The sequence below is a fragment of the Lutimonas saemankumensis genome (assembly GCF_020171465.1).
Classification (GTDB): Bacteria; Bacteroidota; Bacteroidia; order Flavobacteriales; family Flavobacteriaceae; genus Lutimonas; species Lutimonas saemankumensis.
In genome coordinates, this window is record NZ_JAIUZR010000005.1 from 298277 (window position 1) to 324500 (window position 26224).

The 26224-nt window shown below is 39.0% G+C and carries 23 protein-coding genes; 7 read left to right on the top strand and 16 right to left on the bottom strand.

All coding sequences use genetic code 11. The annotated features are described in order from the left end of the window. Window positions 1-30: 30 nt before the first annotated feature. The 11 genes from scpA to LCM02_RS13395 form a co-directional block, all read right to left on the bottom strand. The gene (scpA, locus tag LCM02_RS13345; RefSeq protein ID WP_224931076.1) at window positions 31-2163 is read right to left on the bottom strand and encodes a methylmalonyl-CoA mutase; all 2133 of its coding nucleotides are present in this window, start codon (window positions 2161-2163) and stop codon (window positions 31-33) included. Then, complete coding sequence (locus tag LCM02_RS13350; RefSeq protein WP_224931080.1) at window positions 2160-3986, bottom strand: methylmalonyl-CoA mutase family protein; 1827 nt, start codon at window positions 3984-3986, stop codon at window positions 2160-2162. Before LCM02_RS13350 ends, scpA begins: the two co-directional genes overlap by 4 nt. A gap of 54 nt (window positions 3987-4040) precedes the next feature. After that, complete coding sequence (locus LCM02_RS13355) at window positions 4041-5330, bottom strand: acetyl-CoA hydrolase/transferase family protein (protein WP_224931082.1); 1290 nt, start codon at window positions 5328-5330, stop codon at window positions 4041-4043. Window positions 5331-5374: 44 nt separating this feature from the next. Beyond that, window positions 5375-6700 carry a sodium ion-translocating decarboxylase subunit beta gene (locus tag LCM02_RS13360; RefSeq protein WP_224931085.1) on the bottom strand — a complete coding sequence of 442 codons (1326 nt, stop codon included), beginning with the start codon at window positions 6698-6700 and terminating at the stop codon, window positions 5375-5377. Window positions 6701-6710: 10 nt separating this feature from the next. Further along, a complete protein-coding gene (locus LCM02_RS13365) occupies window positions 6711-7130 on the bottom strand; it encodes a biotin/lipoyl-containing protein (protein WP_224931087.1) in 420 nt (139 codons plus the stop codon). 43 nt (window positions 7131-7173) lie between these two features. Next, complete coding sequence (locus LCM02_RS13370) at window positions 7174-7533, bottom strand: OadG family transporter subunit (protein WP_224931090.1); 360 nt, start codon at window positions 7531-7533, stop codon at window positions 7174-7176. Continuing rightward, window positions 7533-9092: an acyl-CoA carboxylase subunit beta gene (locus LCM02_RS13375; RefSeq protein ID WP_224931093.1), complete on the bottom strand. Its 1560-nt coding sequence runs from the start codon at window positions 9090-9092 to the stop codon at window positions 7533-7535. The genes LCM02_RS13370 and LCM02_RS13375 overlap by 1 nt, the downstream gene beginning before the upstream one ends. Window positions 9093-9146: 54 nt before the next feature. Further along, window positions 9147-9548, bottom strand: coding sequence for a methylmalonyl-CoA epimerase (mce, locus tag LCM02_RS13380; RefSeq protein WP_224931096.1), 402 nt, complete (start codon window positions 9546-9548; stop codon window positions 9147-9149). 293 nt (window positions 9549-9841) lie between these two features. Continuing rightward, window positions 9842-10309, bottom strand: a complete 468-nt coding sequence (locus LCM02_RS13385; protein WP_224931099.1) for a DUF1572 domain-containing protein — start codon at window positions 10307-10309, stop codon at window positions 9842-9844. 40 nt (window positions 10310-10349) lie between these two features. Beyond that, window positions 10350-11231: an alpha/beta hydrolase gene (locus tag LCM02_RS13390; RefSeq protein WP_224931102.1), complete on the bottom strand. Its 882-nt coding sequence runs from the start codon at window positions 11229-11231 to the stop codon at window positions 10350-10352. Between the two features lie 135 nt (window positions 11232-11366). Beyond that, window positions 11367-12635, bottom strand: coding sequence for a type IX secretion system plug protein (locus tag LCM02_RS13395; RefSeq protein ID WP_224931105.1), 1269 nt, complete (start codon window positions 12633-12635; stop codon window positions 11367-11369). Between the two features lie 214 nt (window positions 12636-12849). Between LCM02_RS13395 and LCM02_RS13400 the strand changes: the two genes are divergently transcribed. The 6 genes from LCM02_RS13400 to nqrF are packed head-to-tail and all read left to right on the top strand — an operon-like array spanning window position 12850 to window position 18683. After that, window positions 12850-14196 (top strand): Na(+)-translocating NADH-quinone reductase subunit A, encoded by a 1347-nt coding sequence (locus LCM02_RS13400; protein ID WP_224931109.1) that lies wholly within the window; start codon window positions 12850-12852, stop codon window positions 14194-14196. After that, the gene (locus tag LCM02_RS13405) at window positions 14197-15339 is read left to right on the top strand and encodes an NADH:ubiquinone reductase (Na(+)-transporting) subunit B (protein WP_224931113.1); all 1143 of its coding nucleotides are present in this window, start codon (window positions 14197-14199) and stop codon (window positions 15337-15339) included. It abuts the gene before it with no gap. Window positions 15340-15341: 2 nt separating this feature from the next. Further along, the gene (gene nqrC / locus LCM02_RS13410) at window positions 15342-16037 is read left to right on the top strand and encodes an NADH:ubiquinone reductase (Na(+)-transporting) subunit C (RefSeq protein WP_224931116.1); all 696 of its coding nucleotides are present in this window, start codon (window positions 15342-15344) and stop codon (window positions 16035-16037) included. Window positions 16038-16039: 2 nt separating this feature from the next. Then, on the top strand, window positions 16040-16711 hold the full coding sequence (locus tag LCM02_RS13415) for an NADH:ubiquinone reductase (Na(+)-transporting) subunit D (RefSeq protein WP_224931118.1): 672 nt from the start codon (window positions 16040-16042) through the stop codon (window positions 16709-16711). Window positions 16712-16751: 40 nt separating this feature from the next. Then, window positions 16752-17369 (top strand): NADH:ubiquinone reductase (Na(+)-transporting) subunit E, encoded by a 618-nt coding sequence (nqrE, locus tag LCM02_RS13420; protein ID WP_224931121.1) that lies wholly within the window; start codon window positions 16752-16754, stop codon window positions 17367-17369. Between the two features lie 21 nt (window positions 17370-17390). After that, entirely contained in the window at window positions 17391-18683 is a 1293-nt protein-coding gene (gene nqrF, locus LCM02_RS13425; protein WP_224931123.1) for an NADH:ubiquinone reductase (Na(+)-transporting) subunit F, read from the top strand. A 368-nt stretch (window positions 18684-19051) separates the two neighbouring features. Here the strand turns inward: nqrF and LCM02_RS13430 are convergent, their stop codons facing one another. Beyond that, window positions 19052-19879: an OmpA/MotB family protein gene (locus LCM02_RS13430; RefSeq protein ID WP_224931124.1), complete on the bottom strand. Its 828-nt coding sequence runs from the start codon at window positions 19877-19879 to the stop codon at window positions 19052-19054. A gap of 136 nt (window positions 19880-20015) precedes the next feature. On the opposite strand from LCM02_RS13430, the gene LCM02_RS13435 reads away from it, so the two are divergent. Beyond that, complete coding sequence (locus LCM02_RS13435; protein ID WP_224931125.1) at window positions 20016-21014, top strand: FAD:protein FMN transferase; 999 nt, start codon at window positions 20016-20018, stop codon at window positions 21012-21014. Window positions 21015-21043: 29 nt separating this feature from the next. Here LCM02_RS13435 and LCM02_RS13440 read toward each other — a convergent pair whose 3' ends face one another. The 4 genes from LCM02_RS13440 to LCM02_RS13455 form a co-directional block, all read right to left on the bottom strand. Then, window positions 21044-22012, bottom strand: a complete 969-nt coding sequence (locus LCM02_RS13440) for a DUF4837 family protein (protein WP_224931126.1) — start codon at window positions 22010-22012, stop codon at window positions 21044-21046. 40 nt (window positions 22013-22052) lie between these two features. Then, on the bottom strand, window positions 22053-23681 hold the full coding sequence (locus LCM02_RS13445; RefSeq protein WP_224931127.1) for a lytic transglycosylase domain-containing protein: 1629 nt from the start codon (window positions 23679-23681) through the stop codon (window positions 22053-22055). 112 nt (window positions 23682-23793) lie between these two features. Beyond that, a complete protein-coding gene (locus LCM02_RS13450) occupies window positions 23794-25128 on the bottom strand; it encodes a lytic transglycosylase domain-containing protein (protein ID WP_224931129.1) in 1335 nt (444 codons plus the stop codon). A gap of 182 nt (window positions 25129-25310) precedes the next feature. Continuing rightward, window positions 25311-26144, bottom strand: coding sequence for an alpha/beta hydrolase (locus LCM02_RS13455; protein ID WP_224931131.1), 834 nt, complete (start codon window positions 26142-26144; stop codon window positions 25311-25313). Window positions 26145-26224: the final 80 nt, after the last annotated feature.

Consider the following 26224-nt stretch of genomic DNA (forward strand, 5'->3'; position numbering starts at 1 on the left):
CCCTTTTTTATCTTCCGTTTTTACAAAAGACTATTCATTTGAAAGATACATTTCCATGATCTTGATCGCAGATTCGGCAATAACGGTCCCGGGTCCGAAAACAGCAACCACTTTTCTTTCGAACAAATAATCATAATCCTGCGCAGGTATTACCCCACCCGCAAAAACCATGATATCTGATCGGCCTAGTTTATCCAGTTCCTCAATTAATTGAGGAATCAAGGTCTTATGACCCGCGGCTAAACTTGAAGCGCCTACAAAATGAACATCATTTTCAATGGCCTGGCGTGCTACTTCTTCAGGAGTCTGGAACAAGGGACCCATATCCACATCAAAGCCAAGATCGGCAAAACTGGAGGCAACAACTTTTGCACCTCTGTCATGTCCGTCCTGACCCATTTTTGCGATCATTACCCTTGGCCGTCGGCCTTCCAGTTCAGCAAATTCATCGGCTAATTGTTGAGCTTTCGCGAAGGTACTGTCATCACTTACCTCTTTTCTGTAGACCCCGCTGATCAATTTGGTATCAGCTTTATGTCTGCCAAAATGAGTCTCCATAGCATCTGAAATCTCACCCAAGGTGGCAAAATTCTCAGCAGCATCAACGGCAAGTTCCAAAAGGTTGCCCTGACCTGATTCAGCACATTTTTCAATGGCTTTGAGTTTTTTACTTACAACTGCCTGATCTCTTTGAGCTCTTAACTTCTTTAATCTTTCAATTTGCGATTCTCTTACTGCCGTATTATCAACTTCCAGAATTTCAATATCTGAGGCTTCCTTAGTCTGGTATTTATTGACACCAACAAGAATATCCTGACCTGAATCCAGTCTTGCCTGTTTTCTGGCTGAAGCTTCCTCTATCCTCATTTTTGGGACACCGGTTTCGATAGCTTTGGCCATTCCGCCAAGTTCTTCAATCTCTTCAATGAGTTTCCAGGCTTTTTTGGCAATTTCCTGCGTCAGGTATTCCACATAAAAGGAACCTGCCCATGGGTCAACTGATTTGGTGATCTGAGTTTCTTCCTGAATAAAGATCTGTGTGTTTCGTGCGATACGTGCCGAAAAATCAGTGGGAAGGGCTATGGCCTCATCCAGCGCATTAGTATGGAGGGATTGTGTTCCTCCTAGACCTGCTGCCATTGCCTCAATACATGTTCTTGCCACGTTATTGAAGGGATCCTGCTCACTCAAACTCCAGCCTGAAGTCTGGCTATGCGTGCGCAATGCCATTGATTTAGGATTCTTAGGATTAAATTGCTTAATGATCTTCGCCCATAGCATTCTGGCCGCCCTCATTTTAGCAATTTCCATAAAATGATTCATACCAACCGCCCAGAAAAATGACAACCTTGGTGCAAATTCATCGATTTTTAAACCCGATTTCAATCCTGTTCTTATATACTCCAGGCCATCAGCCAAAGTGTAGGCTAGTTCAATGTCTGCGGTGGCTCCCGCTTCTTGCATATGGTAGCCACTGATGGAAATTGAATTGAATTTAGGCATGTTTTTGGTGGTATACTCAAAAATATCACCAATGATCTTCATTGATGGAAGAGGGGGATAGATATATGTATTTCGCACCATAAACTCCTTCAGTATATCGTTTTGAATTGTACCGCTCAGTTTGTCAAGGCTTACTCCTTGTTTTTTAGCGGCTGCAATATAAAACGCCATGATTGGGATAACTGCCCCATTCATGGTCATGGAAACCGACATTTTATCCAAAGGAATCTGGTCGAACAAAATTTCCATATCAAGGACAGAATCAATAGCTACACCTGCTTTTCCAACATCTCCCGTCACTCGTGGATGATCGGAATCGTAGCCCCTGTGAGTAGCCAGGTCAAAAGCAACGGAAAGCCCTTTTTGACCCGCAGCAAGATTTCTCCTGTAGAACGCGTTTGATTCTTCAGCAGTTGAAAACCCTGCATATTGCCTTACGGTCCAGGGTCTTGAAACATACATCGTACTGTAGGGGCCTCTTGTAAAAGGAGGAAGCCCGGCAGTAAAATTCAAATGCTCGGCGTTGATTATGTCTTTTTTACTAAAATTTTTCTTCACAGGAATTCCTTCCGGAGTCATCCATGGAGTTTCCTTTTCAGAAACATTTTCTTTTACTTCAATATCTGTATTGATTGTCAAATCAGAAAAATCTGGTCTCATATCTCCAAAGGTTTAATTGTTCGTGAAATCTTTTGCTGAATCTCTGTAAGTGTCTTGTAAATGTCAGCCTTCATATGGATGAATCCGTCTAATCCTTCTTCCAGCATTGATTCCTGAATATCTTTAGGATATCCGGCCAGAAGTAAAATTTTATTTGGATTCTTGGCTCGGAAGGATTTGATAAATTCCAATCCCGTTGATTCATAATCCGGATCTGAACTACATATTACGACAATGTCAGAGTTGGAAACTGAGGTTTTGGCAGCTGCGTCCTGATGATCTTTAAAACTTTTTTCTTCCAAAATATCAAAACCAGAAACTCCCATATAATCAAAAGCAAAAGCAGCTCTTGCTTTTCTCATGATCAATTGTCCGTAACTCGCAATTTCAACAACAGGCCTAAACCCTTTTTCAGAAACAAATCGCTCCGTATTGTATCTGATCTTCTCAATTTGAAGACCGGCTCTTTGCGGAATCAGTAATTTGGAATCGGCCGCAACTAGCTCAGAACTTAAAGTCTCTTCAGAAATGGTTTCCATAAGATTTGGATACTTGTTCACACCTACCATGGCAACCCTTCGCTGTGACAGAAGTTTGATTTTATTCAATCTGATTTCTGCAATCTGGTTCTGAATGGTTTCATTTTCGATATTTGCGATGAATCCGCCTTTTTCTTCTATGGATTTAAATAAATTCAGTGCGTTTTCAGCCAGCTTAAGACTTACTTCCTCAATATAATAGGAACCATCCACTGGGTTAGCTACTTTACCAAAATAAGATTCTTCCTTAAGAATCGTGGCAATATTCCCGGCTATTCTGCTCGAGAAGTCATTGCTCGCTTTGAATTCATGATCATATGGATCCAATTCAATGCCATTGACATTACCCAGCAGGGCAGACATGGCTTCTGTAGTGCTTCTCAACATATTGGTATTGGCATCGGTAACAGACTTGGACCATATTGAGGTTCTTGCTGAAATCTCAGATTTTATCTCCTTAACACCATATTTTGACGCAATGTTTGCGAGTAAACTGTTAAAAACTCTGAATTTTGCAATCTCAATAAAGTACTCTGAACTAACCCCCAGAATCACGTACAGATTGTCAAAAATCTGTTTTTCAGTAATACCTCTGTCAGTTAATTTTTCTATCAGGGACACAATGGAATTAAGCGTATAAGCTATTTCCTGAACCTGATTTGAACCTGAATTCTGATAAATGGTACAATTAAGAGCAATACCCTTAACATTTGGGTATTCTTCAAAAGTTTCTATCAATGAAGCGATCTCAGCATAAACCGCTTCCTCCAAAATGCCTTTTGAAAGGTAGTTTTCATAAACGTTCAAGTTGATATAACCCCTAATTTTTTCTGCTTCCAATGAAAGGGATTGGATATGCTTTTTAAAAGCAGCAACAAATGATCCGGCTGTACCCGTTATGTCAAATGAAACTGCTACTTTGTCAAGGGCAATGTCTTTGAGAAGGTTGGCAGGAGAAACAGTGCCATGTATTTCAAAAACAAGACCGTTCATTCCTTCTTCAATTGCCTTGATCGCTAATTGATTGGCAATTCTCTCATCTTTCGCATCGATTCGCCGGAAATTGACTACTTCTTCACTATTGACACCTGTATTGTTCAGTAAAACTTTCTGATCATCCAGGTTGTAAAAAGGCTGAATGTTGATTCCGTTCAGATTTTTCCAAACGAGCCTTTTGTCAAAATCAGCTCCTTTCAGATCAACTTTCGCCTTGTCGATCCAGTCTTGCTTTGTTGGAGGAATGAATTCCTGAAACAGCATCTTGTCTTTGCTATCGTTGTTCATAACCTATATTTAATTTCTACATTGATTTATAAATTAGCACTATAAAAATAATGATTAAATGCTGACGAGCGTGCCACCAAATCTTTCATGAATGGCTTTGTTCAATTCCTCACGATGATCAGGGTGTGCCACATCTCTTAAGGCTTCCGCTCTTTGTCTTAAATTTTTACCAAAAAGTTCAGCCACACCATACTCTGTTGCAACGAATCTGGCATGTGCTCTTGTTGTCACAACTCCGGCACCTGGTTTTAACGAGGAAACGATTTTTGAGACCCCTTTTCCGGTCGTTGAAGTTATGGCGATAATTGGCTTACCACCTGGTGACAGGGCAGCACCTCTCATAAAATCCATTTGGCCTCCAACTCCAGAGAACATTCTCAGTCCAATAGAATCGGCGCATACCTGCCCTGTAATATCAATTTCTATGGCTGAATTGATCGCAGTTACTTTAGGGTTTTGTCGTATTATGGCAGTGTCATTGACATAGGCGATATCCCTCATTTCAATTTCTGCATTGTCATCCATAAAGTCATATAGCCTTCTGGTACCCATGGCAAAACCTGAAACAATTTTATATGGATTAACCTTTTTCTTGGCTCCTGTTACGATACCTTTTTCCACAAGATCTACAATTCCTTCAGAAAACATTTCTGTATGAACCCCAAGGTCTTTATGATTGTCCAGATAAGTAAGAACGGCATTTGGAATACCACCGATTCCCATTTGAAGTGTCGACCCGTCATCAATAATCTCAGCAATATTTTTTCCAATTCTTTTTTCCGCTTCTGTTGGGTCGACAAATTTCATTTCCTGTATTTCTTCATCAACCATAACGCAGGCGTCAAAATTATTGAGGTGAACGATTCCGTCACCAAAGGTTCTTGGCATATTTTTGTTGATCTGGGCAATTACAGTTTTACCCATTTCAATTGCCGAAACAACAATATCAACCGATACCCCCAATGAACAGAACCCATGCTTGTCTGGTCTGGAAACATTGACCATAACGACATCCAGATTCATATATCCCTGTCTAAACAAACTGGGAATATCACTTAAGAAAATAGGAATATAATCTGCTGTTACACCAATCATTTTTCGTATGTTCCCACCTATAAAGAAAGCATTTGTATGAAAGCTTTCTTTTAATTCAGGTGCGGTATATCCACACTCTCCTTCTGTATGCAGATGAACCACTTCAACATTTTTTAACTCCTTTCCTCTGGCTACCATAGCTTTAACCAATATCTGTGGAGTGGCTGCTGCACCCTGAATTAATACTCTGTCTCCGGATTTGATCAACTGCACAGCTTCATGCGCTGTCATTATGTTAGGTATTTTCATCGTATTTATTTTTATTCGTTTTTTTAATAATTAGTTCATTTTAGTTATGATAAAAAGCTCAGGATAATACCGGCTGCAATGGCGGAGCCGATCACTCCTGATACATTGGGTGCCATGGCATGCATTAGAATATAATTATGCGGATCCGATTTCAAGGCTTCAGCGTGAACAACTCGCGCACTGTCCGGCACAGCGGATACTCCTGCCGCCCCGATCAAAGGGTTTATTTTGTTGTCGCCCTTTAAGAACCTGTTCATGAATTTCGCAAAAAGCAAGCCACCCATGGTTGCAATGACAAAGGAAACCGCTCCCAACCCGAATATGAGCAGGGAATCCTTAGTGATAAAAATATCCGCCTGCGTTGAGGCCCCAACAGTAACTCCAAGCAATATAGTCACGATGTCAATTAATTTTGTTCTTGCCGTATCCGCAAGCCTTTCTGTCCTGCCTGATTCTTTAAGTAAATTACCAAAGAACAGCATTCCCAACAGAGGCAAAGCACTAGGTGAAATAAATGTGGTCAATAAAAGAGCAACAACAGGAAAAATCATTTTTTCTTTTTGCGAAACCGCCCTTGGGGGTTTCATTTTTATCTTTCTGTCTTTCTTTGAAATAAGCAATCGCATCAAAGGGGGTTGAATCACTGGCACCAGGGCCATATAGGAATATGCCGCTATGGCAATGGGGCCAATCAGGTTTTTTACAGTTGTTCCATCTGCCAGGATATTTACCCCATTGGCAAGTTTTGAAGAAAGGAAGATCGCCGTTGGACCATCAGCTCCTCCAATAATTCCTATGGCACCCGCTTCAGGCAAGTTGAAACCCAGGTAAAGCGCACCCAGAAAAGTGGCAAACACGCCTATTTGAGCTGCGGCACCCAAAAGCATAAGTTTAGGGTTGGCAATCAGGGAAGAAAAATCTGTCATGGCTCCTATTCCAAGGAAGATCAATGGAGGATAAATTCCTTTGACAACTCCAAAATACAAGTAGTTTAACACGGAACCACTTTCGTAGATACCAGTCTGGTTTCCTGCAACAAAAGGAACATTTCCAATAATTACACCGGCTCCAATCGGAATGAGTAAAAGAGGTTCATAATCATATTTAATTCCCAGGTAAATAAAAATGATTCCAATTAGAATCATGATAAAATTTCCTGAGGTTGCGTTAGCAAATCCTGTAAAGCTGTAGAACCGTTTTAGTCCTTTAAACGCTCCTGATACAGAATCGTTGTAGTCGCTGTCGGCATTTTGAGTAATTGTATCTAGCGAAGCAAAGTCAAGAGGTTCAGCAAAACTGCCTACACTCATAACTGACTGCAACAGTAACAACAATGCAATGGCTCCAAAAATGGTTAATAATCTTTTCATAGTGTTTTTTTTATTCCAGTTCGATCATTACTTCATTTTGCAGAACTTTTTGACCGACACTTACATGTAAGGCGATTATTTTTCCTGATTTTTCAGAAGTGATATTGTTTTCCATTTTCATAGCTTCCAGCTGAATAAGTCGGTCCCCAACTTTAACAGTGTCACCCACCTTGACGTCTACCGCCATAATTACTCCCGGAATAGGAGCAACGATTTTAGTTCGTTTTGATGAAGGGTTAACTTTTAAAGGTTCCACAGGTCTTTTTGACGCCGAACGCACAAGGGTCGGGGTTTTTGTTGTTTTGACCTCTTCCCTGAGTTTGACATCATATTTTGTCCCGTTTACTTCAAGTTCAATCGTATTTCCTTCGTGTGACAGAAGTTTTACCTTGTAGTTATTATCGTGGACTTTAAATTTGAATGATTTCATTTTTTTAATTTTTCTATGAGTTTAAGTCAATTTTGATCCGTGGTTAAAGTTTATGATGGATCCCATATATTTTTGAACTCCAGGGAGAATAAGACTTTTCAGCCTTTTTTATTGTGAGTATGGGGTTTTCAAAATCATGTTGTTCATTAAGATACATATGAATAGCGGCAGCAATAACGGCAGCTTCTTCACCGGTAAATTTGTCATCACTTGCAATTGGGATATCTTTGATCTTTTTATCGGGTCCTTTGGTTATAATTTTATAGATATATAACATGACCGGAAGTCCGAATTTGAAAAAGAGAGAAAGAGTCAATAAAGCTGAAAAGACAATAACCAGTCCTGAGAAAAGTATAAGATAGCCTTCACTTAATTTTGTCATTAATAGAATCGATAGTATCATTACAAGGGTAGATTTGAATGTTTTTTAGGAGGATTTACCTCTTTTTTATTTGCCAGTAACTCCAGGGCTCTGACTATTCTAAATCTCGTGTTTCTGGGTTCTATCACATCGTCTATAAAACCATATTTAGCTGCTTCATAAGGGTTTGCAAACTTTTTGGTGTATTCATCCTCTTTTTGAGAGATGTATTCACGTTTTTCTTCGGCATCATCAATCTTATTGATGTTTCTTCCTTCGAGTACCTCTACGGCCCCTTTGGCACCCATCACCGCTATTTCTGCTGTAGGCCAGGCGTAGTTTATGTCACCTCTAAGCTGCTTACAGCTCATAACGTCATGCGCTCCACCGTAAGATTTACGAAGTGTTATGGTTACTTTTGGAACGGTTGCCTCTCCATAGGCAAACAGCAATTTTGCACCGTGAAGAATAATTCCACCGTATTCCTGTCCTGTACCCGGCAGGAACCCCGGAACGTCAACCAGTGTTACAAGCGGAATGTTGAAGGCATCACAAAAACGCACAAACCGAGCTGCTTTTCGAGAGGCTTCAATATCGAGAACACCTGCATAGTACTTGGGCTGATTGGCAACAATACCTACCGGTCGACCATTAAATCTTGCAAAACCTACAACTATATTTCGCGCGTAATTACGGTGAACTTCCATAAATTCTCCCCTGTCAGTTATGGTTGATATAACGTTGACCATATCGTAAGGCTGATTAGGGTTTTCAGGGATAAATTCATTTAAAACATCTTCAAGTCGGTCAATCGGATCTGTACACTTTATAATTGGAGGGTCCTCAAGGTTGTTAGATGGAAGATAACTCATCAGTTTTCTGAGAAGAAGAATGTTTTCCTCATCATTTTCAGCGAGAAAGTGAGAAACTCCTGATTTGGTGGAATGAATATGTGCCCCACCCAGTTCTTCGGTAGAAACCACCTCACCAGTTACTGTTTCAACAACTTTTGGGCCGGTAACAAACATGTAACTTGTTTGATCGGTCATGATAGTGAAGTCTGTAAGGGCAGGTGAGTAAACCGCACCACCGGCACATGGCCCTAAAATAGAAGAGATTTGGGGAATTACGCCCGATGCCATAATGTTTCGCTGGAATATCTCAGCATATCCTGCCAGAGATCGAACTCCTTCCTGAATCCTGGCTCCTCCACTGTCGTTTAATCCAATGACAGGGGCTCCTATTTTCATGGCCATATCCATGATTTTACAGATCTTAAGCGCATAGGTTTCTGACAATGAACCGCCGAAAACTGTAAAATCCTGCGAAAATACATAAACGATTCTTCCGTCTATGGTTCCATGACCTGTGATAACCCCGTCAGATAAAAACTTTTGTTTGTCAAGTCCAAAGGATTTGGTTCTATGGGTGACAAACATGTCAAATTCTTCAAAACTGTCGTCGTCAAGTAAAAGGTCAATTCTTTCACGGGCGGTCAATTTTCCCTTGGCATGTTGTGATTCGATTCTTTTTTCTCCACCTCCTAGTTTGGCCTTTACTCTTTTTTCAATGAGTTCGTTAATTTTTGTTTGATTAACCATGGTGTTTTTTTTAGCTGGTCTCTGATTCTAATACTCAAAGTGATTGTACATCTGTTATTTGGAACATAGTTCTGTCAATACTCCATGAGTTGACCTAGGATGAAGAAAACCAATATTTAATCCCTCAGCCCCTGCTCTTGCCGTTTTATCAACCAGTTGAACCTCTTTTTTTGAAAGAGCGTTCAGCGCCTCATTCGTATCAGGAACAGCAAAGGCTATATGATGCATTCCCTCACCTTTCTTTTCAATGAATTTACCTATGGGCCCGTCGGGTGATGTGCTTTCAAGAAGTTCGATTTTTGTATCTCCAACTTTGAAAAATGCAGTTTTTACTTTTTGATCTGTTACCTCTTCAATGGCGTAACATTCAAGCCCTAATACTTCTTCATAGTACTTTTTGGATTCTTCAATACTTTTTACTGCAATTCCGATGTGTTCTATGTGACTGATCTTCATTTTTTTGGTTTTTGTTAATCATATTTGAATTACATGGCAAAATTATTGATAAGAAAGGCTTCAAAACATGACGAATATCATTAGCTGTTAAAACCCTTTAACATGTTTCAAAATTTGCAAATAAAGATTTGAAAATGATCCAAATTTTCAATTGAAAGCGGATCCAATAGAAGATTATTCGAAATTATAGAAGGATTTTGTTAAATTTTCATCAATGATATGAGAATAGGGATTTAGGGCTATTTTGTCATTGAGAAGGCCAGCTTAAAGGGTGTTCAAAAGGATCATTTTAGTCACTCATTTTTTATGAGTTTTTTGAGAAGGGTGATCTGACCCAGATGATAGTGGAAATGTTCTATTATTCCTAAAAAATTACGATAATAGGTGCCGTATTTTTCTTCGATCATGATTTCCCATAATTTTTCGTCCGGCATTTTTTCAATGTAAGCAGCGAATTCTTCTGCATCTCCCCAGACTTTTGACAAAAAGTCTTGCCATTCCCTGTCGGAATTAATAGTTGGAAGGTCAAAGCTAAACTTATCATGAGCCTCCAGTTTTCCGTATTTGAGAGCATAAAGGGTTTTATCGATGTAGTAGTTGGAATGGAAAATCAATAAGGCAATTGAATTTAAAGAATCAAAAGAAATGGTGGCTTTTTTCCAATCAAGATCCTGAAGCTGATCTTTTAGAGAAGACCCAGTCCAGTTACTTCCAAAATGCATTTCCCTGATCTGTCTGGCGATTTCTTTTGATAAAGCCATATTTAACTCTTTAGATGATGTGAAAGTTTATAAAATAGTCTTAATTTACAGGAACGGTTATCCCTTCGGATACGGACCATTCATAAAATCGTTCGATCCATTTGTCCGAAGGAAGATTGTTTTTTCGCATTCCAAATCCATGACCTCCTTTTGCGTACATATGAAGGCCCACGGTAATTTTTTCCTTATACCAGGAATTGTAGAGGTCGATTGATCCGGTCGCGAGCCCAAGTCCGTCATCGGAGGCGCAAATAATCAGCATTGGGGGAGAATCCGGCTGAGGTTTTTGTACGGGCATTGCGTCGGTCCATGGGTATACAGGAACCAGAAAATCAGGACGATTTGATTTGACGTATGAATAAGCCACTCCCATCGTCACAGCCCCTCCGGCTGAAAAGCCCATGAAGCCTATTTTTTTTGGATCAATTCCCAGTTCTTTGGCATTTGTCCGGGCATATTCAATCGCCTTAAGACCATCTGAAACAGAATAAGGAATGACCTTTCCTACTTCTTCTCCAATTTTTGAAGGGTTCTTTTCGGCCAGTTCGGATATTTCAGCAACACCATCTTCAGCGGTAGGGACAAGTCTGTATCTAAGGACCAAAGCGGTGACTCCCTTTTTTTGCAGCCATTGAGCCACTTCTGTACCTTCACTTGTTATGCTGAGGGCATAAAGTCCTCCCCCGGGGGCAATAATGACAGCAGTTCCTGTACTGTTTTCAGGGTTTGGCCTGTAGATCTCCAAACTTGGAGCAGAAACATTTGTATTCACCTGAGTCCCCCATATTTCTGAAAAATAGTTCTTTTCACCACCTGACCATTCCACATTTTCAGGTTTTTCAAAGGGTAAACTGACCAGGTTCTGGGCATATGAATTACCCATGATAAAAATGATAACTATAACACTAATAAATTTTCTCATTACGGAATTATTTCAATAAATCTTGATGATCATTCGATACTCTAAAGGTGCGAAAAAAAATAGTAAAACGAAAACTCATCCGCTAATAAATCAGATGGCTGAATCGGACGATTTCTAAAAATAAATACAGGCGTTTTAATTTTGCAGTATTCTGGAATTAGTGGAGCCCAGGCCAATTACCTGATCGTAACGATCACCAAATTTTCGGTAGTAAACGATGACCGTATATTCATTTTCAGTCTGATAGTAGGATCCTTCTACCTTGTAAGGATTGATCCTGAAGTCGCTATTTACGGCAACATAGGTATAATTGTAGAATCCCTGTTTCATCATCATGGTGGCTTCATACATTCCTGACGACTCGTTGAATTCCATTTTATTCTCAGGTGTGATCTGCCAGTCATTGAAGTTGCCATAAATGTAGATGTCATCCTGATCGAAATTTCGATCATACTTAAGAGAAAAATGCACCAATGAATAATCTCCTTCAAGAGATACATCCTCTGCATCAAGGGTCCTCAAAACAAAATTTCCATTGACGTCAGGATAAAAGGAATAGGGTAAATGGCCTCTGGATTCCGTGGCATAGAGATAGGTGTTGAAGATGTTGTCAAGTCTTGTTTTAAAGATATTGTTCGTTGCATTTCGAATTTCTTTGGTGTCAAAATAAAGGTATTCATTGCCTGCCCAGTAGGAGATGCCATCTATATAATTGTACCATAGTTTGGTTCCCAGGACATTTTTTGGTTTTATCTCTTTGATAACAGAATTCCAGTCATTGTTTTGGTAAACATCTACTTTGATCTCTCGGGAAGGATCATTCAATACAAGATTTGGATGGTTTATTACAAACTGAATACTGTGTTTTTCGTTGATTTTTGAAGGATCCGTGCTGCGATGGGCCGTAACGGCCACATTTACTTTTGGCTGGTACATGATGAACCTTCGGGTAAAAAGGACATTACCGTAATCATCAAGAATAGTAACAAGATAATTACCACTTAATTTGATCCTGTTGTTCTCATTGGGAATTTCCAATTCGTAATGAGTATAATATTGCAGAGTGTTAAAAGAATTCTGATAATTTCGAATTCTGTCTGATGCATAACCCGTCATATATTCAGTAGAGGACAGGTTAGAGATCTGCCAGTTGTAATCACAATGTTCTATTTTGTAGGAATAGATTCTTTGATCTGCGTTGATATCGTCAAAACTCAGTTTCAGCTTTTCTCCCAGCTTCACCACGGGAGCGTAAGAATCAGGATCTAATGGCTTGAATTCAATCGTTTTGATATGCGACGGAGGAGGGATGATGTTGTTGCGCTGGGCCTGGAGTTGCGGCAAACTGATAAATCCGGCGGTTGTAAAAAAAAGCACTAGTCGAATAAGTATTGATTCAGGCATTTGTCTTTCAGTGAGTTGTATAAAGATTAAATTCAATCTTGATACGAAAGTTGAACAAAAAAATCCGAGATTTTCGATTCTAAATAAATGTTTATTAAATGCTAATCTATAAAATATTAATTATTAAATTTGCACTCGATTAAGAAACAATTGATTTTTCCATTTTTAGAGGCCGAATGGGCAAGATTGGAAAATAAATTTAATTAAGCAAAGTATGTCTACAGACATTAAATTTAAAAAGGGTTTATCCATTAAACTCAAAGGAGTAGCCGCAAAAGATGTATCTACGGCAAATCGCTCTAAAATTTTTGCTATCAATCCATCAGATTTTCACGGTTTACAACCTAAATTATCAGTCAAAGAAGGCGATAAGGTAAAAGTTGGTGATCCAGTTTTTTACGCAAAGAACAATGATCAGATCAAATTTGTATCTCCTGTGAGTGGTACGATAAAGGAAATCGTAAGGGGAGCAAAAAGAAGGTTGTTGTCGATAAAAATAAGTGCAGATCAAAAAGACACATTTGTAGATTTTGGATCAAAAACACCGACGAAGCTGGCAGCTCCTCAGGTCAAGGAAGCCCTGCTTGAAAGCGGTTGCTGGCCAATGATCAGGCAACGCCCTTATGATGTTATTGCAGATCCTAATGACACACCAAAGTCCATCTTTATTTCAGCATATGCCACTGCACCTCTTGCAGCTTCCTATGAAGTGATTCTGGATGGTAAGGAAAAGGAGTTTCAGGCAGGTATTGATGCTTTAAGTAAATTAACAGAAGGTAAGGTTCACCTCTCTGTCGGTGCTTCGGATTCCTTTTTGGGCCAGGTAAATAATGCAGTGGTCAACAAGGTAAGTGGCAAGCACCCCGCAGGAAATGTTGGTGTTCAAATAGCCAGGCTGGATCCTATAAATGCAGGTGACAGGGTGTGGGTTGTAGATCCTCAGGATATTGCTTCTATCGGAAGTATGTTCCTTTCAGGAAAATATGATGCCAAAAGAACAATTGCATTGGCAGGAAGCCAGGTTGAAGGGCCTCAGTATTATGAGATCACTCAGGGAGCTCAAATTGCTGACTTGGTTGCTGGAAAACTGAAATCAGGAAAAAGCAGGATTATCAGTGGAAACCCGTTGACAGGTATAGCAGTTTCTCCTGATGATTCGATAGGTTTTTATGATAACCAGATCAGTGTGATCCCTGAAGGTGATCACTATGAATTCTTTGGTTGGGTTCCGTTTATTGGAAACCATAAATTCAGTATGAGCAGAACATTCTTTTCCTGGTTGTCTCCAAATAAAGAATACGATCTTGATACCAATTTAAATGGTGAGGAAAGAGCATTTGTAGTGACAGGAGAAATGGAAAGAGTGTTACCAATGGATATATATCCAATGCAGTTATTAAAGGCAACCATGATTCAGGATATTGAAAAGATGGAAAACCTCGGTATTTATGAGGTTGCCCCTGAAGATTTTGCGTTGATCGATTTTGTGAGCACTTCAAAGATCGAAGCACAGCAGATTATTCGTGAAGGATTAGATTTAATGATAAAAGAAGTAGGCTAAATGAATTTTTTTAGAAAACAATTAGACAAGTTTAAACCTCATTTTGACAAAGGGGGGAAATTTGAAAAATACGCTCCGGCATTTAACGGGATAGATACTTTTTTGTTTGTTCCGAATCATACAACAAAGCATGGGGCTCATATCAGGGACGGGGTTGATTTAAAACGTGTCATGATTACTGTTGTAATCGCCTTGTTACCAGCTTTGATCTTTGGGATGTGGAATGTTGGTTACATGAATATGGGTGACGGACATGCTTTTATGGACTATTTTATTTTTGGTGCGATTCGATTCCTGCCGATGATTATTGTTTCTTACGGGGTAGGTTTGGGTATAGAATTTGCCTATGCAGTGTTCAGAGGACATGACGTAAATGAGGGCTATTTGGTAACGGGACTTTTGATTCCGATGATAATGCCCATTGACTTTCCTTTATGGATGCTTGCAATTTCTGTAATATTTGCTGTAATAGTTGGAAAGGAAGCTTTTGGCGGAACCGGAATGAATATTTTGAACCCGGCTCTTGTTGCTCGGGCTTTTGCCTTATTTTCCTACGCTCCCTTTATGTCGGGTAATACGGTTTGGGTTGCAGATTCGGTTGCTGATGGAGTTTCAGGTGAAACGGTATTGGGTTCTCTAGCTGCAGGTACAGAAGTTCAATACAGTACTTTCGATATGTTTATGGGTTATATTCCGGGATCTGTTGGAGAAACTTCCGTTTTGATGATTCTTATTGGTGCAGCATTGCTATTGTTCGCAGGAATAGCGAGCTGGAGAATTATGCTTTCCTGTTTAATAGGAGCATCGCTCATGGGACTCTTATTCAATGCGATCGGAAGTGAAACGAACGAGTTGTTGAATTTCCCTTGGTGGCAACATCTGATTGCCGGAGGATTTGCATTTGGTCTGGTATTTATGGCGACTGATCCGGTTTCAGCGGCTCAGACAACCAAAGGTAAATGGATATATGGATTCTTAATAGGAATCTTTGCAATTCTGATCAGGGTGGTAAATCCTACTTTGCCGGAAGGAATGATGATGGCGATTCTGTTGTTGAATGTTTTCGCACCGACTATAGATCATTATGTTGTTGAGAGCAACGTAAAAAGAAGAAAAAAGAGATTACAAAAAGTTAGCGCTTAATTATGGATAGAAATAGCAATTTATACACATTTATTTTTGCCATTATCATGGTGATTGTTGTTGCGGCGGCCTTAGCCTTTACAGCAACTTCTTTGAAACCATTGCAGGCAGAAAATGTTCGCCTTGAAAAAATGCAGAGCATACTTTCAACCATTGGTGTTAATGTGGGCAGATCGGAGGCGGGAGCCAAATTTGAAGAGTTCGTAAAAGAGGAACTGGCTTTAAATGTGGATGGAACGGTAAATCAGGATATCAATGCATTTAGCATTGATTTGATGAAAGAGATCAAGAAGCCTCATGAAGATCAGGCTTATCCAATTTACATCGCGGAAAAAGAAGGGAAGAAATACTATGTAATCCCTTTGTTTGGTGCTGGTTTATGGAAAGAGATCTGGGGTTATATGGCTCTTGATAGTGATAAGAATACAATCATTGGAGCTTCTTTTGACCATGCCGGTGAAACTCCCGGGCTTGGAGCTGAGATCAATCAGTCATGGTATGAGGACCAATATATTGGAAAAACCATTTTTGATGAATCCGACAACTTCGTTTCTGTGAGAGCTCAGAAGGGAGGTGCTGACCCTGCTGACCCGCATGGAGTGGATGCGATTTCAGGTGGTACCATTACAACTGATGGAGTAAATAACATGGTTGAAGAACGATTAAAAAATTATATACCATATTTTAAAAATAATTAATTATGGCTGGAGATAAAGAAGGATTATTATCTGCTAAGAACAGAAGGTTATTAATTGATCCCCTAAACGATGATAACCCGATCACGGTTCAGGTTTTAGGTATTTGTTCGGCTTTGGCAATTACCGTGCAGCTTAAGACGGCTATCGTAATGTCGATCGCGGTGCTTTTTGTGATGGTTTTTGGTAACCTGATCATTTCACTTTTAAGGAACCTGATCCCGAATAGAATTCGAATTATTGTTCAATTATTGGTCGTTGCATTTTTGGTGATCCTCGTAGATCAGGTGCTTAAGGCATATGCATATGACGTGAGCAAGCAGTTATCTGTTTTCGTAGGACTGATTATAACCAACTGTATTATCATGGGACGTTTTGAAGCATTTGCCCTTGGAAACGGTGCCTGGAGGTCTATTCTGGATGGAGTTGGAAATGCATTGGGTTATGGAGTGATCCTGATCATCGTTGCTTTCTTTAGAGAACTTTTGGGATCAGGAAAGTTAATGGGATATGAAGTTCTGGGTCACAAAGCGAAGACTGTGGCAGAATCAACCGGGCTTTACGGACTTGGGTATGAAAATAACGGTTTTATGTTGTTGTCTCCTATGGCCCTGGTAACGGTAGGAGTTTTGATCTGGTTACAACGTTCAAGAAATAGAAAATTAATTGAAGAATAAAATTAAGGATTAGTCAACGCTAAATCTGAAACAAAATAATATGGAAGCATTAGGAAGTTTATTTGTAAGAAGTATTTTCATCGACAATATGGTGTTTGCTTATTTTTTCGGTATGTGCTCTTATCTGGCGGTATCGAAAACAGTAAAAACCGCAGTTGGTCTCGGAGCCGCCGTAATTTTTGTATTAACCATAACGGTGCCTGTTAACTATTTGCTGGACACTTATATTTTAAGGGATGGGGCCTTGGTTTGGCTTGGACCTGAGTACGCATCAATTGATCTGAGCTTTTTGAGCTTTATCATGTTCATTGCGGTGATTGCTTCTATGGTACAATTGGTAGAGATGATTGTAGAACGATTTGCACCTGCCCTATATAGTGCATTGGGGATTTTTCTTCCTCTGATCGCAGTTAACTGTGCGATTTTGGGAGGATCTTTATTTATGCAGCAAAAGAATTTCACTACAGTAACTGAATCGGCTGTATATGGTTTTGGTTCAGGGATTGGTTGGTTTTTAGCTATTTTGTCGATAGCTTCTATTAGAGAAAAGATCATGTATTCGAATGTTCCGAAACCTCTAAAAGGATTGGGAATTACATTTATCATTACAGGGTTAATGGCTATCGCTTTCATGAGTTTTTCAGGAATTAAATTATAAATCATTAAGATAATATAGAGAATGAGTCCAATTGCAGCGAGTATCGTATTTTCATTAGTGTTAATACTTATCTTAGTAACTGTCTTGCTTGTAGCCAAAGCTAAATTGCTTCCTTCTGGTAAGGTTAAACTATTGATAAACGGACAAAAAGAGGTTGAAGTTGAAACGGGGAGTACCTTGCTGACGACTTTAAGTGAACAAAAAATATTTTTACCATCTGCATGTGGAGGAGGGGGAACCTGCCTTCAATGTGAGTGTCATGTTTTAAAAGGTGGCGGACAGGCTTTGCCCACTGAAGTTCCCAATTTTACAAGAAAGGAATTAGCCGCTGGTGCCAGATTAGGGTGTCAGGTAAAAGTGAAGGAAGACATGGAAATTGAAATTCCGGAAGAGATTTTTGGAATTAAGAAATTTGAGGCTAAAGTAGTATCAAACTATAACGTAGCTTCCTTTATCAAGGAATTCGTTGTAGAACTTCCTGAGGACATGGATTATAAACCGGGAGGATATATTCAAATTGAAATTCCTTCAACAGAAGTAGATTTTAAGGATATTGATATTACTGCACATCCAAAGGAACATCCGGATGATGCCGAGAAGTTTAAACTGGAGTGGGATAAGTTTGACCTCTGGCCGTTGAAAATGAAAAACGGAGAGAATGTTGAAAGAGCCTATTCCATGGCTTCGTATCCTGCTGAAGGCAGAAATATCATGTTAAATGTTCGTATTGCTACTCCCCCATGGGACAGGGCTAAGAATAGCTGGATGAATGTGAATCCTGGTGTTGCTTCTTCTTATATCTTTAGTAAGAAACCAGGAGATAAAGTAATTGTATCGGGACCATACGGTGAATTCTTTATCAACGAATCAGAAGCTGAAATGCTTTACGTTGGTGGTGGTGCTGGTATGGCTCCAATGAGATCGCACTTATATCACTTGTTCAAAACGCTTCAGACAGGAAGAAAAGTAACTTATTGGTATGGTGGTAGGTCGAAAAGAGAACTGTTCTACATTGATCACTTCAGAGATCTGGAAAAGGAATTCCCTAACTTTAGATTCTATATTGTCCTTTCTGAACCAACCGAAGAGGATGACTGGAAGGTAATGAAGGATATCGACGATAAGGAAGGAGACGGTTTCTTAGGATTTGTACATCAGGCTGTAATCGATCAGTATTTATCAAAACATGAGGCACCAGAGGATCTTGAACTTTATTTCTGTGGTCCACCAATGATGAACCAGGCGGTTCAAAAAATGGGTGAAGACTTCGGAATGGCTGATGAGAATATCAGGTTTGACGACTTTGGAGGTTAAGCCTTGGCCTTTAAAACGATATGAAAATCCCGCCGACCGGCGGGATTTTTTTGTGTTTGAATGTTTTCCATTTGGAATTATATCATGAACTTTTCTAAACTTAATAGAGTTAAACCAGGATATTTTTCGAAGTAATTTAGTTTAAGAACTCAGAGCTTTAATTTGTTTTCATATGATTGATTACAGTTCCCTGGATTCGGGTGAAACAGGAACAAAGAAGTTTTCTCCTGGGTATCCAAAAGCTCTTTCTCTTCATCTTGTTTGGTTCATCTTGTTCGCCTGATCTAGCTGACAACCCTCCCCTAGTATTCAAAACAAAAAAAACCCACCTGCTGGTGGGTTTCTTTTAATTTCTAATAAGTTAAAAACTATTCAGGTTTTTGCTCTAGAATATCAAAGAACTCTTCTAGTTTTGGAAGAATTACAATTCTCGTTCTTCTGTTTATAGATCTCCCTTCAGCAGTATCATTGGATGCCAATGGAACATACTCACTTCTACCAGCCGCGATTAAACGCCCTGAGTCAACAGAAAAATCATTCTGAAGTACTCTAACAACCGAAGTTGCCCTGGCAACACTAAGATCCCAGTTATCTTTCATACAGTCTGTATTGATTGGCACATTATCTGTGTAGCCTTCAACCTGAACTTCCATTTCAGGCTTACTATTTACTACAGTAGCCACTTTACCCAATACCTCTTTGGCTCGGTCAGAAACGGTTGAACTTCCGCTTTTAAACAACATTTTATCAGCAATAGAAATATAGACAACAGTTTTTTCCACTTCAATCTGAATATCTTCATCCTGAATTCCTTTAGCTAAATCTTTCTTTAACTGAAATGCAAGTGCAAGGTTTATTGAATCCTTTTTGGTCATTGCATCTCTAACGCCGTTAATGTATTTATCTTTCTCACTTAATTGGGCAATAACCTCTTTGATATTATCAGAAGAAGATTGTGTAAGAACGGTCAAATTCTCCACTTGCTGGATAGATCGGGCTTTATCTGCTTCCAAAGATTTGTTTTTTTCCATTAAGTGATCCTTATCAACCAGACAGGCCTGTAATTCGGCTTTGGTATCAACCAGGTCCTGTTTTGTTTTATTGTGCTGAGTCTCCAGATCAGCGTACTTTTTGTTCGACACACAAGATGTTAACAGAACCGACAGAAAAAGGGTTCCAATAAATATTTTTTTCATAATTTGAATAGAATTTAATTTACAAACAAAACTATTAAATATTTTGCTTCGTTTAACATATTTTACTAAAAAAAAGCTAAGCGCAAAACTAAGATAAAACTTATCTTTGACTGTTAAATAATCCATAATTTTTGATATGAAATACACGGTTTTATTTCTTCTTATTTTGTTTGCAGTATCCTGCAATAAGCAGAAGCAGACAAGCTACCAGAAGTTCGAGGGAATTGCCTTTGGAACAACTTTTCATATCACCTTTGAAGGGCAGGAAGGACTCATTTCTGAAAAATCAATTGACAGTATTATTCACAGGGTGAATAAATCATTATCCACCTATATTCCAAATTCCGATATCTCCAAAATCAACAGGGGGGATACTTCAGTAGTCATCGATGAAATGTTCAGGGAAGTATTTGAAAAATCATCCATAATTTATAAGGAAACAAACGGCTTTTTTGACCCTACTGTTGGCACCTTGGTAAATGCATGGGGATTTGGCCCGGGGAAACAGATAAAGGAAATGAATCAGTCAACAATTGACAGTCTGATGCAATATGTAGGCTTTGAGAAAGTCAGGATTCTCAATGGAAAAGTGGTTAAAGAACATCCAGAGACTTTTTTGGATTTTAATGCAAATGCCAAAGGCTATGGAGTAGATGTAATAGGCAAATTTCTGGAAGGGAAGGAAATATCTAATTATCTCGTTGAGATTGGCGGAGAGATTAGGGCCAGAGGTGTGAATAGCAGGGGTACGATATGGAGGGTAGCCATTGAAAAACCCAATTTTGATGGTACCAGGTCCTTTCAGACCATAGTAAGCCTGGATAATGAATCCATTGCTACCTCGGGTAATTATAGAAAGTTTAAGGTTGATTCAATTAGTGGGGAAAAGTATGCACATACAATAGATACCAAAACAGGATTCCCAACCAAAAGCAATCTCCTGAGTGCCACTGTAATCGGAGAAATTGATTGCGCAGATGTGGATGCATACGCAACTTCCTTTATGGCCATGGGATATGAGAAAACCCTGGTTTTTATTGATAAACACAAGGATTTGAAAGTCTTTTTAATCTATAGTGATTCTGATGGTTCACTTAAAACGTTTACATCAAGCAATCTGTTACTTGACCAATAAGTACAGTATTGAGGAGGGCCGATTACGGATTATTTAAGCTCAATGGTTTTTAATATGGCCTCGAGTTCAAAAACCACATCTCTTTTTTTCGAACCAGGAGAATAGCTGAACCCTTCTACCACAATAAGCCGGTCATTTTCCTCGTCTTCGATCGTGTAACTGATAAATGGGCCTCCCATATAATCACCTTCTACAAACCAGAGACCCCTCGATTCAAGTGATTTAAAATTGTTGAATTCAACGGTTTCTGTTACGGGTTTAAATTGTGGTTCAGTTCTCATATAGGTGTTTTCAAACTGGCCGGGTATATAGTTTTTACCTATTGAATCCCTGAAGGAAACAAGTGATTCCTCAGAAAACGACTCCTCAATAAAAGGAATTTCATAGGCAATTATGTTGAGCAATCCTCTTTCAAAGGTATTTCTGTACCAAAGAAATTGCCCGGAGTCCTCTACCTGTTTATATTCAAAGGGGATCTTCATTCTGATTCCCAAAGCATTCAGCGTTTCTATTTCCTCAGGATTATGGAAATCTTTAGTAACTTTTTTTTGATAAAGAGCAAGATCGTTTTTCTTGAATATACCGATGATATCATCTTCATGAGATCGGATGTTTTGGATTAGTTCTTCCTTATCTTTCCCTAATATGGTCAAAGTTGTCTGAGGACTGGCATAAACATCATGATTGGTATAGAAATTTTCTTCCTTGTCAAGTCCTACAAACAAGATGTTTCTGTTTCTCTTGAAAAGACTGTTAAAAGTAACCGGATCTACCTGATTGATGGAGAACTGATTTTCTTCCTGAGGTAATCCCAGGACGGGCTGCCCAATGATCTTTTTTAGTTCATCACCAATTTTTCCATCCCAGTCTTCATTGTTCATGACAATGAGAACGTGATTGATTCTGCCTGTTGATGAGACAAGAGTAACTTTGTCACTTTTCTCACAGGAGATCATTACGCCCAGTATCAATAGAAACAGGGTAATTCTTTTTAACATTTTCAGGTTTTTTTGAGAGAACCGGCAATCAAAACAAGATTTAATAAATTTTGAGCTTGGTTCCTGGTTTCAGACTTTTGCTACTCCAAATATTGTTCCATTCTTTCAATTGAGCGACAGAAACTTTCGGATATTTTTGAGAGATCAGCCAAAGTGAATCTCCTTTTTGTACCACATAGGTTGAATATTCACCCTTAGGTGGGGTCTTTTGAGAAGATACCTTTTTTGTCGAAGAAGTAGTATTTACCGAAGCGACAGGCCTCCTAGGATATATTGTAAGACGTTGACCAACTCTAAGGTTATCACTTTTAAGACCGTTCCATCTCTTAATACTGCTTACTGAAACCCCATACCGGTTTGCGATCTTACCCAGGTAATCTCCGCTTCTGACGCGGTACCTTATTCGGTCATTGGCTTCAAAATATTTGGGTAAAGGTTTTTCTCGTTTTGCATCTTCCTGCTCCGCATAAGCATAAATCTCAGCCTCGTTAGAGACAAAACTGCCCGTTGCAAATTTAGGAAGTGTAAGCGTGTAATCACGATCTTTTATAACCGGAATTATTTTTAACTTGTACTGTGGGTTAAGAAATGTTAGCAGTTCCATATCTGTTCCAAGTACCTTGTTCACCTGGTCAAAAGTAATTTGCCTTTTTACCACCACCGTGTCAGTTTCAAAAGTATGAAGGACCTCATTTTTTGCATATAACTGATGTTCTTCTGCATATTCAAAAATATAATAGGTAGCGTAAAATGCCGGCAAATAACCCGCGGTTTCTCTTGGTAAATAATGACGAATGTTCCAATAGTTCTTTTGACCTCCGGACCTGCGTATCGCCTTGTTTACATTTCCAGGGCCCGAGTTGTAAGCAGCAAGTGCAAGATCCCAGTCATTGAAAATACCGTGAAGTTTTGTCAGGTACTTACATGCGGCTTCGGTTGCTTTAATAGGGTCACATCGCTCATCTACATAAGAACTGACCTTCAAATCGTACTCTCTTCCTGTTCCGTACATAAATTGCCACAATCCCTTGGCACCAACTCTTGAAGTTGCATTCGCTCTTAAAGCAGATTCAACGATTGCCAGATATTTTAATTCCATTGGGATATTGTATTTCGCCAGATGTTCTTCAAACATGGGGAAATAATATTTGGCTTTACCCATTAAATTGGCAAGGGTTTCCTGCCTGTTTTTTAAATAATGTTTAATTATTTTTTCAAGTGACGGATTGTATTCAAAATTAAAAGGTGTCTGGCTATCCAGGTAGGCGATCCTTTCTTTTAATTGTTCGGTTGTAAAATTTTCAATAACTACTTTTCCTGCCGTGTCCTCAGGTTTGATGATCAGGCTGCTGTCTATCACGTTGTTTCTCCATGATTCAAGCCATTTTTTATCAAAATCTGTAGCTTCGGCATGATCGATTAATGCCACCACCCTGCCTTCAATAAGTGTAGTGTCGATTTTTATCGTGTCAATTGCATTGAGAACCGCCAGCTCTGATAACCCATGAATTGAATCAGTTGCATCGAGCTCTCTGATATTGCTTGCAACATCCTCTTTCATATCAGTTGCAGATTCCAGGTTTGAAGAAGATAAAGAATCATCTGTTTCCTGTCCAAAGAACGGAACAGTAAAAAAGCAAAAGGTCAAAATAAGATAGAATCGCGTCATTTTCATCAGAACATTGTTATTGTCAGTGGGCTCGCTATAAAAACGGTAAAAATAGGACAAAATTTTATTTCACCAATTTTTTTTCAGGTATCATGAAGGATTTGGGAAAATCTTAAGATTTGTTTCCATGATCAATTTGAGGTGCTGCATCTTTGGTTCTTATTTTTAATTCGGTTCCTGGTTTTAAATAATTTACATTTTCCAGACCATTCAAAGTTCTAAGCTCTGAAATAGATATATTCCCAAATTTTCTGGAAATTTTAAACAGTGTATCCCCAAACCCTACTCTATAAATCTGGTAATTGGTATTATTTATATTTTTCTTTTTATTCACTCCCGGCTCTGTACTCTTTTTCTTATCTGTAACAACAAGCCTCTGGCCGGAAATTAAAAAATTACTATCGAGTCCGTTCCAGGTTTTTAGTTTTTCAAGACTGATATTATGTTTTATTGCAATACGGTTTAAATTGTCGCCTGGCTGAACGATATAACTGTTCATCTGGGTTATGGCAATGGATTCCCCTGGTTTTGGATTCATTTCAACACCTGAATGAGCTAAGTAGATGTCCTTTTCTGCCTCCAAAAATTGTTGCAGGTATTTGACGGGTAAGGTGAGATACATTGTATGGCCCGGAATATCCGGGATAATGTCTTTTTTGTAAGAAGGATTAGAAGATCTTAAAGTTTGGATAGGGATCCCTGCAAATTTTTTTATCATCTCAAAATTTAGAGAACCCTTGATCTGAACGGTATCAGTATGTTGGTATACAGTTTCTTTTGATTGGGGTTTTAAATTGTGAAAATCGGCATGTGTAAAGAGGTACATTGTTGCATAAAATGCGGGAACATAACTACTGGTTTCTTTGGGTAGAAAATGCCTTAATTCCCAATAATTCTTTGTGCCACCAGCCCTTTTTATTGCTTTTTTAACATTACCCGGCCCTGAATTATAGGCTGCGAGGGCAAGATCCCAGTCACCAAAGGTGTCGTAAAGAGACTTCAGATAAGAACAGGCAGCCCTTGTAGATTTTATCGGATCAAAGCGTTCATCCACAAACGAATCAATATACAGTCCATACTCGTTCCCTGTTCCATACATGAACTGCCAAAGCCCCTTGGCACCTGATGCGGAAACTGCAACCGGATTCAAGGCTGATTCAACAATTGCCAGGTATTTGAGTTCAAGTGGAAGATCATAACGGTCAAGATATTGTTCAAATAATGGAAAATAATAAGCAGATTTTTCGATAAGTCGGTTAAGATATTCACGTCGGTCTTTAAGGTATACTCTTATGAATCTTTCCAGGGTAGCACTATGGTAAACCTTGAAAGGAGTTGTTTTATTAAGAACGGAAAGTTGTTCTTTTAAAGTCATGGAAGAGAACGTATCAATTTCTTCGGGTTTTGGGATCTCTCTGTGGTCTAACAGAAAAATATCGGGTTCCATAGAATTTGAGATTAAATCCAATGTTTGGAGGTTTGTCACATCCATCCATAGATCTAGTTTCGATTTTAAGCCTGAATTTTTACTCAGATCCCATTGGTTTTTTGGGATGCTGTTTTGGCCAATCAGTAGACATGGTAATAGAAAAAAGGTAAAGAATTGTAATTTTTTCATAGCGCAATTAATTAGGTTTGTGTTTGTTCTTTAAGCCATTCCCTTATTCTCTCAAAAAGCTGATTTTTCTCTTTGTCGTGGTGAAGTTCATGATATCCGCCTTTTATGGGGTAAAATACCGCCTTTCCATTTGAGTTATAGGCAAAGGTTTGAGATGCCTTGCAGGATGTGATTCGATCAGAAGTTCCATGGACGATAAGCATAGGTACAGTTAAACCGGTGGCATTTTCTATGGCCCATGAACCCGTTTCCATTAATCGAAGTGAATATCTTGTACTGACTTTGTCATGTACCAATGGATCTTTTTCATAAGCCTCAATTTCTTTGGGGTCTTTTGAAAGTGCGTCCAGTTCCAGATCATTCGGCATGGTGAGTGAAGGAAAGATCCGGTCCATTATTTTTCCAAAGCTCAGCTTCCATTTTGGTGGATCAAAAGCCAGTTGTAAAAAAGGGCTGGTTGCAATAGATCCTTTTAAGTTATGCCTTTTTCGCAAGGTGTAATTGATCACTACGTTACCACCCATGCTATGCCCGTACAGGAAGACAGGAAGGGAAGGATATGTTTTTTGAGCTTTTTCCAAAACCTTATCCAAAGCTTCTAACAAATAGCTGAACCCGGGATTATCTCCTTTTTTACCTTCAGAAGTCCCATGTCCAAATTGATCATATGAAAAGACGGTATAGGATTCTTTGATCAACCATGGAACCACTGTTCTTTCGTATCGTTTCCCGTATTCACCCATCCCATGAACAATTACTATTACACCTTTGGCATCATCCGCCTCATAAGATTGGCCTTTTAAGGTATGGTTGGCTATTTGAAATTCAAATCCTTTTGACAGCATGATGAAGGTGTATTTACTCAAAAATAATTAAGCCCTGGATTGAAATTGCAAAATTGTTGAAAACTGATAAAAACTTGCGC